Annotated in this window: 18 protein-coding genes and 1 other RNA gene; 16 read left to right on the top strand and 3 right to left on the bottom strand. The window is 40.5% G+C overall.

Annotated elements, in window-relative coordinates:
- Positions 1–20: 20 nt before the first annotated feature.
- The 3 genes from DESME_RS06260 (at position 21) to lgt (ending at position 3,531) form a co-directional block, all read left to right on the top strand.
- Positions 21–2,123, top strand: coding sequence for a cell division protein FtsA (locus tag DESME_RS06260; RefSeq protein ID WP_006715570.1), 2,103 nt, complete (start codon positions 21–23; stop codon positions 2,121–2,123).
- Between the two features lie 284 nt (positions 2,124–2,407).
- A complete protein-coding gene (locus DESME_RS06265; RefSeq protein ID WP_006715569.1) occupies positions 2,408–2,611 on the top strand; it encodes a hypothetical protein in 204 nt (67 codons plus the stop codon).
- Positions 2,612–2,694: 83 nt separating this feature from the next.
- Positions 2,695–3,531 carry a prolipoprotein diacylglyceryl transferase gene (lgt, locus tag DESME_RS06270; protein ID WP_006715568.1) on the top strand — a complete coding sequence of 279 codons (837 nt, stop codon included), beginning with the start codon at positions 2,695–2,697 and terminating at the stop codon, positions 3,529–3,531.
- A 97-nt stretch (positions 3,532–3,628) separates the two neighbouring features.
- Here lgt and DESME_RS06275 read toward each other — a convergent pair whose 3' ends face one another.
- Both DESME_RS06275 and DESME_RS06280 read right to left on the bottom strand, forming a co-directional pair.
- Positions 3,629–4,084 carry a formylmethanofuran dehydrogenase subunit E family protein gene (locus DESME_RS06275; protein WP_006715567.1) on the bottom strand — a complete coding sequence of 152 codons (456 nt, stop codon included), beginning with the start codon at positions 4,082–4,084 and terminating at the stop codon, positions 3,629–3,631.
- 92 nt (positions 4,085–4,176) lie between these two features.
- Positions 4,177–4,545 (bottom strand): TIGR04086 family membrane protein, encoded by a 369-nt coding sequence (locus tag DESME_RS06280; RefSeq protein WP_006715566.1) that lies wholly within the window; start codon positions 4,543–4,545, stop codon positions 4,177–4,179.
- Between the two features lie 126 nt (positions 4,546–4,671).
- Between DESME_RS06280 and panB the strand changes: the two genes are divergently transcribed.
- From panB to DESME_RS06295, 4 genes are all read left to right on the top strand, one after another.
- Positions 4,672–5,511, top strand: coding sequence for a 3-methyl-2-oxobutanoate hydroxymethyltransferase (panB, locus tag DESME_RS06285; RefSeq protein WP_006715565.1), 840 nt, complete (start codon positions 4,672–4,674; stop codon positions 5,509–5,511).
- An 82-nt stretch (positions 5,512–5,593) separates the two neighbouring features.
- Positions 5,594–6,040, top strand: a complete 447-nt coding sequence (locus DESME_RS06290) for a helix-turn-helix domain-containing protein (RefSeq protein WP_006715564.1) — start codon at positions 5,594–5,596, stop codon at positions 6,038–6,040.
- Positions 6,041–6,093: 53 nt separating this feature from the next.
- Positions 6,094–6,271: non-coding RNA, 6S RNA (ssrS, locus tag DESME_RS15615), on the top strand.
- Positions 6,272–6,370: 99 nt separating this feature from the next.
- Positions 6,371–6,994 carry a histidine phosphatase family protein gene (locus DESME_RS06295; RefSeq protein WP_006715563.1) on the top strand — a complete coding sequence of 208 codons (624 nt, stop codon included), beginning with the start codon at positions 6,371–6,373 and terminating at the stop codon, positions 6,992–6,994.
- Positions 6,995–7,106: 112 nt separating this feature from the next.
- Here the strand turns inward: DESME_RS06295 and DESME_RS06300 are convergent, their stop codons facing one another.
- The gene (locus DESME_RS06300; protein ID WP_242837425.1) at positions 7,107–8,015 is read right to left on the bottom strand and encodes a phospholipase D-like domain-containing protein; all 909 of its coding nucleotides are present in this window, start codon (positions 8,013–8,015) and stop codon (positions 7,107–7,109) included.
- A 256-nt stretch (positions 8,016–8,271) separates the two neighbouring features.
- Here DESME_RS06300 and DESME_RS06305 point away from each other — a divergent pair, with 256 nt between their 5' ends.
- The 9 genes from DESME_RS06305 to surE all read left to right on the top strand — a co-directional run bounded on the left by DESME_RS06305 (position 8,272) and on the right by surE (position 16,111).
- Positions 8,272–10,563: a M28 family metallopeptidase gene (locus DESME_RS06305; protein WP_006715561.1), complete on the top strand. Its 2,292-nt coding sequence runs from the start codon at positions 8,272–8,274 to the stop codon at positions 10,561–10,563.
- A gap of 69 nt (positions 10,564–10,632) precedes the next feature.
- Positions 10,633–10,872, top strand: a complete 240-nt coding sequence (locus DESME_RS06310; RefSeq protein WP_006715560.1) for a YkuS family protein — start codon at positions 10,633–10,635, stop codon at positions 10,870–10,872.
- Between the two features lie 151 nt (positions 10,873–11,023).
- Positions 11,024–11,209 (top strand): hypothetical protein, encoded by a 186-nt coding sequence (locus tag DESME_RS16050; RefSeq protein WP_167998812.1) that lies wholly within the window; start codon positions 11,024–11,026, stop codon positions 11,207–11,209.
- 118 nt (positions 11,210–11,327) lie between these two features.
- The gene (locus DESME_RS06315) at positions 11,328–12,605 is read left to right on the top strand and encodes a class I SAM-dependent rRNA methyltransferase (RefSeq protein ID WP_025248696.1); all 1,278 of its coding nucleotides are present in this window, start codon (positions 11,328–11,330) and stop codon (positions 12,603–12,605) included.
- 83 nt (positions 12,606–12,688) lie between these two features.
- A complete protein-coding gene (locus tag DESME_RS06320) occupies positions 12,689–13,135 on the top strand; it encodes a Fur family transcriptional regulator (RefSeq protein ID WP_006715557.1) in 447 nt (148 codons plus the stop codon).
- A 99-nt stretch (positions 13,136–13,234) separates the two neighbouring features.
- Positions 13,235–14,392 (top strand): tetratricopeptide repeat protein, encoded by a 1,158-nt coding sequence (locus DESME_RS06325; RefSeq protein WP_006715556.1) that lies wholly within the window; start codon positions 13,235–13,237, stop codon positions 14,390–14,392.
- 183 nt (positions 14,393–14,575) lie between these two features.
- Positions 14,576–15,142, top strand: a complete 567-nt coding sequence (gene folE, locus DESME_RS06330) for a GTP cyclohydrolase I FolE (protein WP_006715555.1) — start codon at positions 14,576–14,578, stop codon at positions 15,140–15,142.
- A gap of 41 nt (positions 15,143–15,183) precedes the next feature.
- The gene (locus tag DESME_RS15620; RefSeq protein WP_006715554.1) at positions 15,184–15,357 is read left to right on the top strand and encodes a YpmA family protein; all 174 of its coding nucleotides are present in this window, start codon (positions 15,184–15,186) and stop codon (positions 15,355–15,357) included.
- Between the two features lie 22 nt (positions 15,358–15,379).
- On the top strand, positions 15,380–16,111 hold the full coding sequence (gene surE / locus DESME_RS06335; RefSeq protein ID WP_006715553.1) for a 5'/3'-nucleotidase SurE: 732 nt from the start codon (positions 15,380–15,382) through the stop codon (positions 16,109–16,111).
- The last annotated feature ends 11 nt before the right edge of the window (positions 16,112–16,122 follow it).

Below are 16,122 nucleotides of genomic sequence, written 5' to 3' on the forward strand. Positions count from 1 at the left end.
GCTTCTAAGAGGTGAGACGCTTGAAGCGTATTTTTGCCCTAGATATAGGTACAAGAATGGTTATGGGCTTAGTTATGGTTAAAGAAGAAGAAGGATACAAAATCTTAGCAAGTGCCCAAACAGAGCACAGGCAAAGAGCCATGTATGATGGCCAGGTGCATGATATCGAAGAAGTAGCTCGTGCTGTACTAAGAGTTAAAGTAGAGTTGGAACAGAAAATCAATGAACCTTTGCAGTCTGTGTCCGTTGCTGCAGCTGGAAGGGCGCTAAAAACAGTCGTCACATCGTATGAACGGCGTGAGTTCTTTCCGGTGGTCTGGGAGCGGGAAGATGTTGTAAGTCTTGAAATGGAAGCTGTTCAAAAAGCACTTCGTGAAATCGATGGTCTTGAAGAAATGGGAGCCTATCACTGTGTAGGCTATTCAACGATTGAAAACCTTTTAGAAGGACAAAAGATTTCAAACTTGGTTGGGCAGCGTGGCAAGATTGCCGAAATTAAAGTGATTACGACTTTTCTACCAAGGACAGTTGTTGATGGCTTGTTAGCAGTTATTCAGCAAGCAGGGCTTCGAATGGAGAGCTTGACTCTAGAGCCGATTGCCGCGGGTCAGGCTGCAATTCCGCCGGATATGCGCCGTATGAACTTAGCTTTAGTGGATATCGGTGCGGGTACGGCGGATATCGCACTCACGAAGCAGGGAACGTTTTATGCCTATGGTATGGTACCCATGGCTGGGGATGAAGTTACTGAACAACTCTGTCAAACGTATTTGCTAGATTTTCAGATGGGGGAGATCCTAAAACGAAACTTAGATGATAGTGAGAAATTAAATTTCATAAATTTCTTAGGTGAAAAAACAGAGCTCTCAAAATGTGAAATTTTAGAATGTATTTCTCCTGTTGTTCAAGAACTAGCGGACAAAATTGTTGCCGAAATAATGCGATTGAATGAGACTGTTCCCCAAGCTGTTATTTTGATTGGGGGAGGAAGTTTAACTCCACTGTTACGTGAAATGATAGCAGAGAAGATCAAGCTGCCTTTAGGACGTGTTGGAATACAGATTCGCGAAAGAATCGGGCGAGTTTTGGGGGAGCAAGGGGCTAAGGGGCCAGACGTTATTACGCCGATTGGGATCGGAATTTCGGCTTTAGAGGAGCTTGGACTTCGTTATTATGAAGTGGGAGTAAATAAAACACCGGTATCGATTTTAGAGCTTCAACAGACCACTATGGCTGACGCCTTGTTATCTGCAGGAATATCCCCTAAAACGCTCTTAGGGAGACCCGGAGTGGCCTTAACCTTTGAAGTCAATGGTGAAGTTAAACTCGTGAAGGGTACTTTGGGAGAAAATGCGCAGTATTTTGTCAACGAGCAACGCGTTAGCTTGGATTCTGTGATAGCTCCTAATGATCAGATTACATTTGTTCCAGGAGTTTCAGGAGAAGCGGCTCATGTTCGTTTAGAAGACGTTTTTCCGGATGATCAAGTAAAATATATTAGTGTTAATGAAGAACCCTTTCTCTTCACACCTCATTTTTATGTTGATGGACAAGATCTTTCTGCTGATTGTGAAATTTTCGATGGGTGGAAAATTGAATATCATCCAAATCAAACCTTGACCGATCTTTTAAAGGAATTGAAAGTTCCTCCCGAAAATTCATGGCTAGTCCATTATAAAGTCAGTGGCCAGGAGCAAGAATATCGGGCAGAGCGAGAAATCTTAGTCAATGGCCAGCTAGTTGAGGAAGATTGCCGGATTCAAGCGCAGGATAAAATCGAAATTCGAGAACCTAAGCTTAAAATTGCGGATTTAAAACTACAGGCGAGTCCGATGGCTTTTCAAATTAACGGTGAAGAAATAGCGTATCCGCCACAGATTCTTAGAGTCTTTTCGCGTGGACAAATCTTAGAGCTTGAGGATCTTGTGACAGAAGGAATGGCGATTCGGGTTGAGGGATATGAGCATTCTCCGATACTTTCGGATATTCTACCTTATATTACCATACCCGAACCGCTTGGAGCGGGGGAAACGCTAACAATTCGCGTGAATGGGCTTCCCGGCGAATTTACTACCTTGCTGCAAAGGGGAGACCGGATTGAGATTGGATGGAGTATCCCATAAAATACCGATTTTTAATCGTGCCTAGTTTTATCTTTTGGATTTTCAGTGTATAGTGTATAATAAAGTGAGCATATAAAGAAAATATAAAAAAACCCCATCAATGATGGGGAAGGGGCCTATGGCCCGTGTGGAAAAGGGTAGAGGAGTGTTTAAAATTAGTATAGACGCTAAAATATCTCTTGTCAGAACTTTTCCGCCAACAGTATATTTTTCCCGCTGAGTGGTTGATTTAGTAGTCTTGACATTCTTAAAATTGTCCATAGAATAGAATAGGAGGTGTCTTTATGAGCATATTTCATTGGATTGTCGGCCTAGGTGCCCTTGGTGTCTTCTTTTTTACAGGTTATATGGATCATTGGTGTGCTAAATCAAAGTCTTCAAATTACTACGAAGAAAAGAAAACTCCAACAGGAAAAGGATTCAGAGCGGCGAACATTCCCGATTCGTCAGAATATGATCAGTTCTATTCCGGTTTAAATGTACGATAAGAGAGCTGAAATACTAAAAGGCTTGATGAAATATCAAGCCTTTTAGTTATTGGTACATAAAAAGGAATTAGCGGGAGGGTATTATGCATCAATATTGGTTTTTCATTGGAGATTTCCCAATTCGAGCTTACGGAACTCTATTTGCATTAGCTTTCATATTAGGGGTAGGAGTAACGGTCTATTTTGCGAAGGTCGAGGGAAAACAGGACTGGATCGACCCTTTTTTGGATTTAGCTCCATTGCTCTTAATTGGTGGAATCATCGGCGCTCGGATTTGGCAAGTCTTTTTCTTTGAGTGGGGTTACTACAGTAAAAATCCTCAAGAAATTCTTGCAGTTTGGCATGGGGGGTTATCGATTCAAGGTGGAGTTGTAGGCGCGCTTTTAATTGGGGGCTGGTATGCTTGGAAAAAGAAGCTTCCCTTTTGGGAATTAGCAGATTTAGCTGCACCCGGACTTATTTTAGCTCAAAGCATTGGGCGTGATGCGAACTTAATGAATGGGGATGCTTTTGGCGGGCCGACTGGAGGCGACTTTGGGATTATCTATCCCGCAGGTACAATCGCGAGAGAAACCTTCGGAATGCAACCGCTTTGGCCGGCAGAGGTATGGGAAGGACAGTTTGATATTATTCTTTTTGCCCTTTTACTCATCCTAAAAACAAGAACGAAGAAATGGCCTTCCGGTTTTATCTTCCTCGTTTACGTTGCTGGATATAATGCGGTTCGCTTCTTTTTAGAGAACCTTCGGGGAGACAGTACTCGTTATCTTTTTAATTGGACGGCTGCACATTGGAGTAGTGCTCTCACGGTTGCTTTGGCGCTAATTCTTATCGCATGGCGGTTTAAAGTAAGTAAGACCCAATCTATAGATCAACGGGATAAGGGCCTTGAAACTGAAGAAAAAGTTAAGATCGAATAGGAATAGGATTAATCAGCAAAACTTCTATAAGGGTCACACTTTTAATTAAAGTGAGACCCTTATTCGTGGTATTAGTTCTATAGACAAACGTGAATTTTCAGCCTTTAGTGAGTACTCCGGGAACCCGCTCGAGTGAACAAAAGTCCTCTTCGTCGGTGGTCAAAATGAGTTGGATCATTTCTAGATTTCTGTTTTGCTTTTCTCTTGGAGAAAGAGGTCCCGGATGAGAGGAATCAAGGCGTTTCATCAGAGCGGAGTTTACGCTTATTTTAAGAAGTTCTTGGGTGCCTGCAAAATGAAACCAGTAAATGGGTTGGTGCGTATCTTCAATCATGAGTGCTTTTCGACCGATTGTCGCTTTATTAATAATCTGGAAGGCGTCTAAGGCACAAGAGCGAGACTCAGCCTTAATTAAAAGTTCGGAGTCTGATGTTGGGCGGATTCCCATTTCTTTTTGAGCGAGGACAGCAACACGGTATCCTATCGCGATTCCTGGACAGGTATGTCCATGAAAATCAGTCACTTGCTCCCAGGGAGTTTTTTCTACACACATAACTTTTCCTCCTCAATTTCCACTTATACCTTATTTTAGCGCTTTATGTATGAAAATTAAAGAGTTATCAAAAGTTGTGCGTATCTCCTGGCCTACCGTTTAAGAATTGCCCCAATGACTCCTCCAATAGCACTCCATACGAGGGAGATTACTGTTTTCTCACCAATCCCTAGCCAAGCAGGAGAACTGGAAATGAGGATAGCCGATACAAGAAGTAAGAAAAGGATAAAGCCTACGCCTACTGCAAGACCGTAGTAAAGTCCTTTAGTTCCGGACTGATAAGAAGTTAAAGCTGCGCCGAAGAAGACACTAATTCCATAAATAATACGGAGTGATAATTCGGATTCAGGTATTCGTGTAAAAGTAAGAATGAGGCTGAAAAGTAGGGAGAGAATTAAGGCAAAGAGGGCTGAGATTAAGATTCCCTTAACGACAAGACTCAGTTTAAAGGACTTAGGCATATTAGCATTCCTCCTTTGGCTAGTAGAATTTATGCTCAAAGTTCGGAGAGTATTCTTTATCTGTCTATTCTGATTTGTGGTATAATAATCCAAAACTTTATTGTTTGTGACGGAGGAAGATATAAGATGAGAAAGACTGTACCTTATTTTTTTCAAATGAAAGCTGAACAGGAAAGAATAGCTATGTTAACCGCTTATGATTACCCAATGGCACATTGGGCGGAAGAAGCAAATGTAGACATGATCCTAGTCGGTGATTCCTTAGGAATGGTTGTTCTTGGTTATGACTCGACCGTTCCCGTAACGATGGCAGATATGATTCACCATACGAAAGCAGTACGTCGGGGAGCACCTGAGACCTTTGTCGTCGTTGATATGCCCTTCATGAGTTATCCTACTGTCGATATAGCCTTAAGCAATGCTGGCCGGTTAATTCAAGAAGGAGGCGCTGATGCAGTTAAGTTAGAAGGTGGAGAGAGCTATGCCCCTATAATTAAAGCGATAACACAGGCAGGAATACCTGTAGTGGGGCATATTGGTTTAACACCGCAAACAGCCACCCAGCTTGGGGGATTCAAAGTTCAAGGCCGCGATTTTGAGACTGCAAAGCAATTGATGTGTGACGCACATGCCTTAGAGGAAGCAGGGGTTATGGGAATTACTTTAGAAGCAATACCAGCAGAAGTTGCTAAAAGAATTACACAAGAAGTTACAGTTCCCACAATCGGTATAGGTGCAGGTAAAGAATGTGATGGACAAGTTCTTGTGATTCATGACATGCTGGGGATGTTCGACCGCTTCAAACCTAAATTCGTTAAGACCTATGCGGATATAAAATCCATAGCTGTTGATGGCATCCGTCAATATGTAACAGAGGTTAAGGGACAAAGCTTCCCTGGAAGTGAACATGAATTCTCAATGTCAAAAGAAGTTGTAGAGAAGCTTTACGGCCAAGAGCAAAATTAAATATGAATTATATCTGTGAAATTTGTTTATAATAGAAAAATCGAAAAATAATATTCCCTGTACGAATAAATTTTCTTAGGGGATGAGGCTTCTGAAATTAAGCGAGAAAACGCATGAAAAATTCATTCGCTTTTTTGAAAAAATGTCTAAGTTTCATGAAGGTCAAGAGTTTGAATTAGCTTACTCCGAAATTCAGCGTGAAACAGGGACAGCGAGTACTACTCTAAAACGGGCTCTTCAAACTCTAGAAGCTGAAGGATGGCTTGAAATTAAGCCTGGTCGTAATACCCGCTATGGACGATTTCAAGTTGTTTTAGTCCAAAAGTCAATTGAGAATGTTCAAGATGCTGAACTTCCGGTTATGTCAGAAGTGACTCCACCAGAATCACTTCCTAATCCTCAGGAGGAGATTCGTGATTTATACTATCAAGTGGAAAATTTAAGGCGGAGAATTCGTACACAAGAAATGACAATTGCTTTACTCCAGGAACGTTTAGCAGAGGTTGAGGATAAACTATATAAAAGATAAAATTACCACTCATTTTAACAAGAAATTTTTAATTAATCGTGCTATAATATCAACAGAACCTGCGTTGTTCGTAAGATTTTCTTGGTTTTGATCCTATTTATGTTTAGGGAACCGGAATGATCCGTTCAGTACGTCAAGCCCTTTTAGAGGGACGGCGGAAAGGCTGATCCAGGTACCCACCTGCGAGAGCAGGGTCAGAAACCTGGAGTTTTACGGCAAGGCGGGGATGGTAGGGAGTTTATCCCTACCATTTTTAACATTTAGATAAAAAGTCGCTTTTTGGCCTTGTACTAACTTATAAATTTTTGAGGATGAGAGTGAGAATAGGGTATGACAAGGGTAATTTTAACTCGACATGGAGAAACCCAATGGAATCTTGAAGGTCGTGTTCAAGGAGCAATGGATTCACCCTTAACAGATAAGGGAATTTGGCAAGCTCAAGTTTTAGCGAATCGTTTACATGACGAAGGTATATCTGTTATCTATTCTAGTGATTTGCCTAGAGCAATAGCGACGGCTGATGAAATTCGTAAGATGTTAAATTTACCTGAAGTTGTTATAGAAACGGCGATGCGGGAGTTATCTTTTGGAGATTGGGAAGGGCAAGAATGGACAGACCTGAGACAATCTTACCCAGAGCTTTTTGAACTTTGGGAACAGAGCCCTGATCAAGTTCGGATTCCTAGGGGAGAAAGTATGCAACAGGTTACTGAGCGAGCCTGGAGCTTTTTTTCTAACTTACCGACCAAACATCCTGAGCAAACCATATGTATTGTTACTCATGGAATGACCCTCCAACTTCTGGTTAAAAAAGCTCTAGGAATCGGCATTGAGGATTGGATAAACGTACCTTGGCAGTATAATACGGCTGTTAATATTTTGGATCTTACACCAGAGGGGAAAGTTATCCCCGTATTAATTGCCGATCATAAGCATTTGGAAATTGAAAAATGATTTGGCTTCATATGTAAATCAAAGATTAAAGCCGATAAAGAATTATGAATATATTCTTTATCGGCTTTATTTTTGTATAATGTAAACAGGGACAGTCTTTATCCTATGATGTTTAGCTAGTACTGTTACTTTGCCAATCCGCGTCAAACTTCTGGACCAATTTTTCAGTTGCTAAAGGAGACGGAACAGTGATGGACATTTCATGGTTAATCACAAAAGTATAATGCGTCCATCCAGCGCTTGAGAAGATAAAACTCTTTCCGTCAAAAATGCCCACATTGACACCCAGGGGTTGATTGTCCTTCTTCTGATAGAAACGAACTTGAACTCCTGCTGTCTTTAATTTTTCTAAAACACCAGGGGTTGATTTTGCATTTTCATCAAGTATAACTCGAACATCAAGTCCTTTAGAAGCAGCGTCGATAAGGGATTGTAGTGTGTCTTGATCCGTGAGTTCTGTTAGTTCAGCCCAAATACTATGCTCACTCGAGGTAATTTGTGCAGAGATCTGTTGCTTGATATTCGCATTTGTAGCAGGAGTAATATTATCATCGTTAAGCGTGGTTGTTTTAGGAACATCAAGAGTCAAAGTCGTCGTAAATTCCCAGTCTCGATTATAGACATTGGCTAATTTCCAGGCTGATTTACCATTAAGGATTATGGCCATGTTAGCAGCATTCCAGCTCTCACTATCCCAATAGTTTGAGTAAATAATGGCTTGGCTAGAATCAACAATGAGGAGTTTTAAACGATTATACTGGCCTTTGCGCGCAGGGTAGAATTGAGCAGAAACTTGATTGTTTTTAAATTCGGTTAAGGTTGCTTTATTGGAAGAGTGAAATTGATCCATTAAAACACGAACGTCAAGTCCGCTTTTGGATTTAGCAATCAGTAACTGGGACAGCCTTTGATCAGTAAATAAGCCCTGTTCCACATAAATTGTTTTTTTAGCATTTGTTATTAAATCTACAGTTTGGTTATAAATTACATCATTTGTCAATAGAACCGAATCCGCTGACAAATTTGAAACAGGCACATCCTTCTTTTTTAATAGCTGATGGTAATCAAAAGAGCACCCGGTAAGTATTAGAGGAATACATATAAAAACTAGAAAGATATTCCTGAATTTCCTAAACATATTTATTTTATCCTTTTCTTTTCTAAGGTATTGTTGACAACATTATATCATAGAACTTAAGTATTTAAAAAATTGGTCTATTCGTTGAGCGCCGTTCATAAAAATTGGCAAGTGCAGTAAAGAAAAGGAGAACGAACGGATGAGGGGAATGAAGATCATCATCTTATTCTGGATCACGCTTTTTTTTCTGTTGACTGGAAATTCTGCTACTGAGGCTCAACCTCAACCTCAGCCACAGCAGCAAGAACTAAGATTCTCTGCAGAAAAGGCCTACGAACATGCCCAGTATTTAACTGATAAAATTGGTCCGCGACCGGCTGGAAGTAAGGGAGAAGAAAAAGCGGCCCAATATATTTATTATATTCTTGAACAAGCGGGATGGAAGGTTAAAGAACAACCATTCAGTAAAGTTGTTGTTCAACACAATCCACTTGAACCTGAAAATAATCTGCAAGTGATTAATAGCCGGAATATTATTGCAGAACTCCCAGGACAAAATCCAGAGACTGTGATTTTAGGAGCGCATTATGATTCTGCTGATACTTCAGCTCCTGGAGCATTGGATAATGCCTCTGGGGTAGGAGTTCTCTTGGAAGTGGCTAAGGTTTTAGCAAGTAGCTCACAGCAAGAATCATATCAGTTGATCTTTTTTGGGGCAGAAGAAGCAGGCTTGGTGGGGTCCGAGTATTTTGTTACACAAGCTGACCTTTCAGCTGTTCGTTGGATGGTAAATTTAGATATGGTAGGAACCCCTTTGGAAATTGATGTAGCCGGGAAAACTTCTGCTCCTCCTGAGCTAGTTAAACAGGTAGCCAACGTTGTTAAAAATGAAAGCATCCCTTTTCATCTGAGCCGAGATTTCTTGGTGATGACTCGGGAAGGAAGTCAAGGGGGCAACAGTGATTTCAGCCCATTTTTAGATCGTGGAATTCCGGCAGTTGGGTTCGGAATTTCAGGGCGGCCTAATGGCTTTTATCATCGTCCTGAAGATCTAATGGGGGGAGTATCTCTACAGGAAATAGATCAAATTGGACAGCTCATTCTCGTGATGCTCAAATCTGTTCATCCCTCGTCGATAGGTTCTCAAACGTGGGATACTTCTTATCTAACATTCCAACTGGGTTCCCAGGTCTTCATTTTATCCTCCTTGGGGTTACGCATCCTCTTTCTCCTTGTTTTCTTCTTCACAGGCTACCTCTTTATCCGGCTTTTCAGGGGTAAATATCGAACAAATTCGAGTGCCTGGATTAAGTATTTCATAGGGGCTTTAACGATGACTGCTCTATCGCTAGTTGTAGTGGGTCTCAGCGGTGTTGGTGAGCTCTTATGGCAAAAGCTAAAAGGAGTGGAAATTCTGTGGTATGCTCATCCAGATCTATTTATACTATCTCGACTGATATTCATTCTGTGTCTTGTTTTTTTGGCAGTCGGGATTATTAGAAAGATTCCCTTCGCTCAATCTAGTAATTTTTATTGGTTAGTGGCAACAGGAAGCATGCTTTTGGTCACGACCTTTTTAGCTCTTTATCGGCTCGATTTGGCTTTTCCTTTCTTGTTTTGGTTATTATGTTTAGACCTCCTTTACTTATGGCCGAATATAATTTTGGCTTTAGGAGCACCTTATTTTATATATCATATCCATTGGGAGCTTCTAAATTCCCAACAATGGGTTAGTTTTTATGAAATAGCTCATCGTTATGTGCTAATTTTTATACTTCTTTATGCAGGATTATTATTGCCTGTTCTCTTTTCAGTCCTGTTTTGCGTGTTAAGAAAACCCAAATTTATAAAGCCAATTTTAAAAGCAACTCGGCTTCCGATAATAATTTTCCTCGTTGCCGACTTACTTTTCCTCGGCTTAGTTCCCAGTTATTCACAGACCTACCCTCAGATTCTTCGTATTCAAAAGGAATGGACAGGAAATGAAACGGCTCAGTATCATATGAGTTCATCTGATTTTATTCCAAATGACCTTGCTAAAGAACTAGGCCAAGTTCACAGCAAAAATATCTATTTTCCGGCACAAGGGGATAAACCTCCCATGAACTTAGAAGGGGTAATCCAGGATAAAGGAGGTCGTTCTTTTAGTTTAACGTTGAAGATGAACTACGTTCGCGAACCCTACAGGGTGAAAATTAAAATTCGAAGTCCTCATTCTTTCCGAATAACTCAGATCGATGATTTTTTGCCGATGAGCAAACTCCCTCGTAAAGTAAAATTAGAGGGTATAGAAAAATCGGGTCAGTATGAACTTATCCTTGAGCGAACTCCGCCACATAAGTCTATACTTCAAGCATCAATAGAAGGAGAAGGCAAGATTCAAGTTACGGTTGAAGTGATTTTCGCTGATTTGAAACCCAGTTTAACGTTAGAAAAACACAATTTGTCAATCGATTATTTAGAAAGCTATCGCTCAGAATTTGAATTTTAACTGGAAAATTTTCCGTCAGTATAGATTAAGAAAGAGAACAAAAAATAAGATTAGAGGAGGTTGATACAAATGTACAAGAAAATAGCTGTTGAAGAAGGACTTTCCAATGTTGTTCAAGCTTTACACGCATCGGGATTTCATACGACTTCTCTGGAAGAGGATGACTTAAAGAATGTCCGCGCTGTTGTTGTCAAGGGTGATGGTACGGATATTTTAGCATCCCCAGTAAATCTGCATGTACCGATCGTGAACGCTTCAGGAAGAAGTGCTGAGGAAGTTGTCGAAGTTTTAAGGGATAGGCTGTCCTAGTTTTTTCAAGTTAACGGCGTGTATTTAAACAACACGCCGTTTTTAATGGTTACATATGTGACGGATTGGATATGATTACCATATATTACGATAGAGACTTCTTTATCGTTTGAATTGTTTGGAAATCAGTCTGCTAGTCAATAGCTTTCTTATGAAAGGAGAGATCAGAATGGGTTTTGGGTTCATTCCTTTCGGTCTTGGCCTCGGTGTAGGTTTTGGCCTAGGAGCTTTAACTTCTCCAGGTAGATATCCTTACCCTTATCCAGGATATTATGGGTATGGATATCCCCCTATGCCGTATGGAGGGTATTCTTATCGTTATCCTTATGGTTATTAGTAAAAAAGAGAAGAATAGCATAAAACAGTTAAGAAAAGGGAAGCAGAGGCTTCCCTTTCCTTAAGGTTCAGAGTATATTTGATAAGGAAACTTATATCATCGAAAGCGAGGATCAGACTTGAGCGAGGTAAAGGTGTACTTAACCCAGAATAGACGTAAACGATTAGAACAAGGGCATCCTTGGATCTATAAAAGTGAGATAGCTAAAATAGAGGGCGAGCCAAGCGATGAACAGGATTGTGTGGATGTTTTAAACCATGCAGGGTATTTTTTAGCGCAGGGCTTATATAACCCAAATTCACAAATCGCTGTTCGTATTCTATCGTATCATCCTGAAGAGATTAATCCTGCCTGGTTTTATGAAAGAGTAAATAAGGCTTGGCAAAGGAGAAAATGGTTATTGCCTGATGTAACCTCCTGCCGTGTTATTTATGGCGAAGCTGATTTTTTACCAGGTGTTATTGTCGATAAATATGAAGATGTTTTAGTGGTGCAAATCGTATTCCGTGGAATGGATCTGCGGAGAGAGTGGTTGTTTCAAGCGCTGAGAGACGTATTTCAGCCCCTGGGAATATATGAACGGAGCGATGTCGCGGTTCGTGAACTCGAGGGTTTAGAACAACGCACAGGCTTTGTCGGTGAACCGTTCGATACGGTCGTTACAGTAGAAGAGAATGGAATTAAACTTACGGTAGATGTTGCTGAAGGTCAAAAGACTGGGTACTTCTTCGATCAGCGTGAAAATCGTGCTTCGTTGCAACCCTTAATGAAGGGATGGGGAGAGCGGAGAGGAGTTCAGATTAAGGAGTTCGTCCCTTATGATAAAAAAGGGAAGGAAATTAAAAATCCTTTCTGGGATGGAGCAGAAGTTCTCGATTGTTTTTCGCATACAGGCTCCTTTATGCTTCATGCATGTCACTATGGGGCTAAAAAAGTAACCTGTGTTGATATCTCCGAACGGGCGATAGAGATGGCTCACCATAATGCCTTGCAAAATGGTTTCTTGCACCGGACAGATTTTGTCGAGGCCAATGTTTTCGATTATTTAAGAGAGCAGGTAAAGGAAGAAAAATCATGGGATATCGTAATTCTTGATCCTCCTGCATTCGCTAAGAGCCGCAAGACCTTACCCGGGGCTATACGCGGTTATAAAGAAATTAACCTTCAAGGTTTAAAACTTGTGAGACCCGGAGGAATTTTGGTGACCGCCTCTTGTTCTTATCATCTGAGCGAAGAGGATTTCATGAATATGATTTCTAAGGCAGCGGTCGATGCTAAAAAAGTCCTCCGCCTTATTGAATTCCGCAGAGCAGGAAAGGATCATCCGATCTTGTTAGGAAGTCCAGAGACAAATTATTTGAAATTCGCAATTTTTGAAGTTTTTGATCGTTCGTAATTATCAGAATGAAGCAAATATCTTTGCAAAAAAGAATGTGAGGAATATAATAAAGATAACTTGAGATTTGAGGAGGTAGGAATATGGCAGATGAACAATATGAGATTATTTGTGATCGGCTACGGGATAATTCCTATAAATTAACTCCTCAGCGTCAAACCATTTTAAGGACTTTCTTAGACAATGCGGATCGACATTTGAGTGCGGAAGATGTATATTCACTCGTTAAGCACGAATATCCCGATATGGGATTGGCAACCGTGTATCGTACGTTAGACTTATTGGCTGAGCTGGGGATCTTGCAAAAGAATGATTTCGGTGATGGTCGTAGTCGCTATGAATTTGCGCGTAAGGATTTACATCATCATCACCATTTGATTTGTTTAAATTGCGGGGAAGTTTCAGAGTTTGATGACGATCTCTTGGAATCGTTAGAAGCTGTAATATTAAAACGAAATCATTTTAAAGTTGTCGATCATAATCTCAAATTTCTTGGATATTGCCGGAAATGTCAAAGCACGTTGGAATAGACGTGCTTTTTTGCTGGAATTAAGCGCAATTTAAATAAAGGGAATATATACCAAAAGGCGAATCTCTTTTACTATAATATGGTAAAGGAGCGACGCCCTATGTTTCCTCTAACAACCCCTCGGAAAGTTTCTTGGCAAAGAAAATCTTCCTGGATCACTCGATTCGAAAATTGGAGTCTGAATTTTTCTGGGAACTTGGAAAAGGCAATCAGAAATTGGCTACAGCTCCTTGAGAATGAATCCAGTCGACCTCAACTTCAAATTGTCGAAAATCTTATTGATCATGCTGTCTTTCAAGAAGCTAGGGATTATCTCGAAAAATTCATCGGTCAAGATGATAGTCAAGATGCTGAGCTTTATTATTTGCAAGCTCGTTGCTTTGTTGCTCAAGGTCTGTTAAATGAAGCGGCAGACGGGATTAAGAAGGCTTTAGATAGGGAGCCGTACAATGCTGCTTTTTTAGAACTTCAAGCCGATATCGTATTAGAGCAAGGAGATTGGGAAGCGGCTATTGAAGTTTTGAATAAGGCGATTCGGACTAATCCTCAAAATACGGATATGCTTTTCCGGCTGGGTACTATCTATACATTCCATGGAGATCACCTTGAAGCTTTACGTTGTTATCAAGGATGCTGTGAAATAAAACCTCGACGAGCAGAATATTGGGAAATGAAAGCGGAGAGTCATCTGCAATTAAAGCAGATGGCGCAAGCAGCAGTCAGTTTTGATCGAGCACTTCGTTATGGTGTTAATCCGGATATTGTTGCTCGTTTAGCCTATTGCTATGTACAACTAAATGAGTTAAAGAAAGGCATTCATTATTTCAAAATGGTGTTGAAGTATGAACCCGATCATTATGATACGCTTTGTAATTTAGCGGCTGTTTATCAAAATATGGGTCAGTCTCTAGACGCTTTACATTTTCAAGAAAAAGCGTATTCTCTCTGTAAAAGTGATCCTATTTTGCTGAACAATATGGCCTACACATTGGTTCAACTAGGTAGGTCGCGTAAGGCAACGGAATATTATCATGAGGCATTAAAACTCACTCAGGAAAATCCGTTAATTCTTTATAATTTGGCAGTGTGTCATGCTCAAAAAGGGAATTGGGAAGCGGGTATAGGTACTTTGGAGCTTTTACTTCAAATTGAGCCAGAACATACTGAAGGATGGGCCTTACTTGGCAATATTTATGAACAGCGTTCAGAATATGAGCAGGCTATTGACTGTTTCAACCGAGCTTTGAAATTAGCTTAAATCAGCTTACTTTTGGAGTGCTTTTCTTCTTTAATTTTGGTAGTGAAGGAAAGCACTTTGTTTTTGCGCGCTAATCGTTTCCTTTTCCTGTCGGAAATGATAAAATAGAATACGTAAGCTTGAAATAATAAAAAGAAAATAAAGATAATTCAAAAAGTTTTAAAAGTGCGAGGTGAGACGATCTTGGGTTTTGATATTGATAAAATTGAACAAGCTGTCTCTATGATTCTGGAGGCAATAGGTGAGGATCCAGAACGAGAAGGGTTACGTGATACGCCGAAACGTGTAGCTCGTATGTATGCTGAAGTTTTCGCAGGATTACACGAGGATCCCAGCCAACATTTAAAAGTTCAATTTTCAGAAGACCACGAAGAGATGGTTCTTGTGAAAGATATTCCTGTATATTCTATGTGTGAACACCATCTTGTTCCGTTTTACGGTAAAGCGCATGTCGCTTATATTCCACGAAAAGGAAAAGTGACAGGACTTTCGAAATTAGCAAGAGTCGTTGAGGGATTTGCAAAACGACCGCAACTGCAAGAACGACTAACCTCCCAGATTGCCGATTCAATTATGAATATGCTAGAACCAAGAGGTGTTTTAGTTGTCATCGAAGCTGAGCATATGTGTATGACCATGCGGGGAGTTAAAAAACCAGGTTCGAGCACCATTACTTCGGCAGTTCGGGGGATATTCAAAACAAGTCCAGTCACGCGTTCAGAAGCTTTTTCTTTAATTGAACATAAATAGGATATACTAGGGTTAGCTAACGTCTGAGAAGAGGGAAATTAATGGAACAAGAAAAAGGGAAACTAGAATTAGTTGCGACACAACGGATTCAGGCCCATCCAGAAATGTATAAGGTTGTGGATTTTCTCAACAAAAATTTAAAAGAACATCATTTAATGTTTGGATTAACCAAGAAAGAAGAAAGTATGGTCATTTCCATCTATGAAGTTGAATAACGATGCAACAATGAGGTCGAAAATGCATATTTTACTGACTAATGATGATGGCCTTTTTGCTAAAGGATTGCAAACCCTTTGGCAGGTTTTGGCTGAGGATGATTCCTTTGAGATATCTGCAGTTGCACCAGAAAGTCAGAAATCGGCAACAGGGCACTCAATCACTCTTGCAGAGCCGATTTTCGTCACGGAATATCAAAAGAAGGGCCAAAAAGGGTTTGCAGTCCGTGGCAATCCTGCTGACTGTGTGAAACTTGCGCTTCAAGGAGAGATCATAGCGAGACCTGATCTTGTTATTTCAGGAATCAATAATGGGCCCAATCTCGGAACTGATGTTTTTTATTCAGGAACGGTTTCAGCTGCGATGGAAGGTGTTTTATTAGGTGTTCCTGCGATAGCCGTGTCATTGGCAAGTTTTGCCGAAGATAATTTCGAAGATGCGGCACATTTTGTTCGTCATTTTTTAAGCCAAAAGAACTTCACTGAGGTTGGACTTCTTAATATTAATATTCCAGCTCTTCCGAAGAAAGATTGGAAGGGAATTAAATATACGAAGTTAGGTAAGGCTGTTTATCAAAATGTCTTTGAGCATCGCTTAGACCCCCGTGGTCGGTCATATTTCTGGCAAGCTGGTTCTTTGTCGCCAGAAACCGATCCGGAAACTGATCTTTATGCTATTCAAAAAGAATATGTCTCGATAACGCCGATGCATTCTGATCTTACAGATTATCGTAAACTCAACAATATGACTTAAAAGAAGAAGGA

This window comes from Desulfitobacterium metallireducens DSM 15288 (assembly GCF_000231405.2).
In the GTDB taxonomy this organism is placed as follows: Bacteria; Bacillota; Desulfitobacteriia; order Desulfitobacteriales; family Desulfitobacteriaceae; genus Desulfitobacterium_A; species Desulfitobacterium_A metallireducens.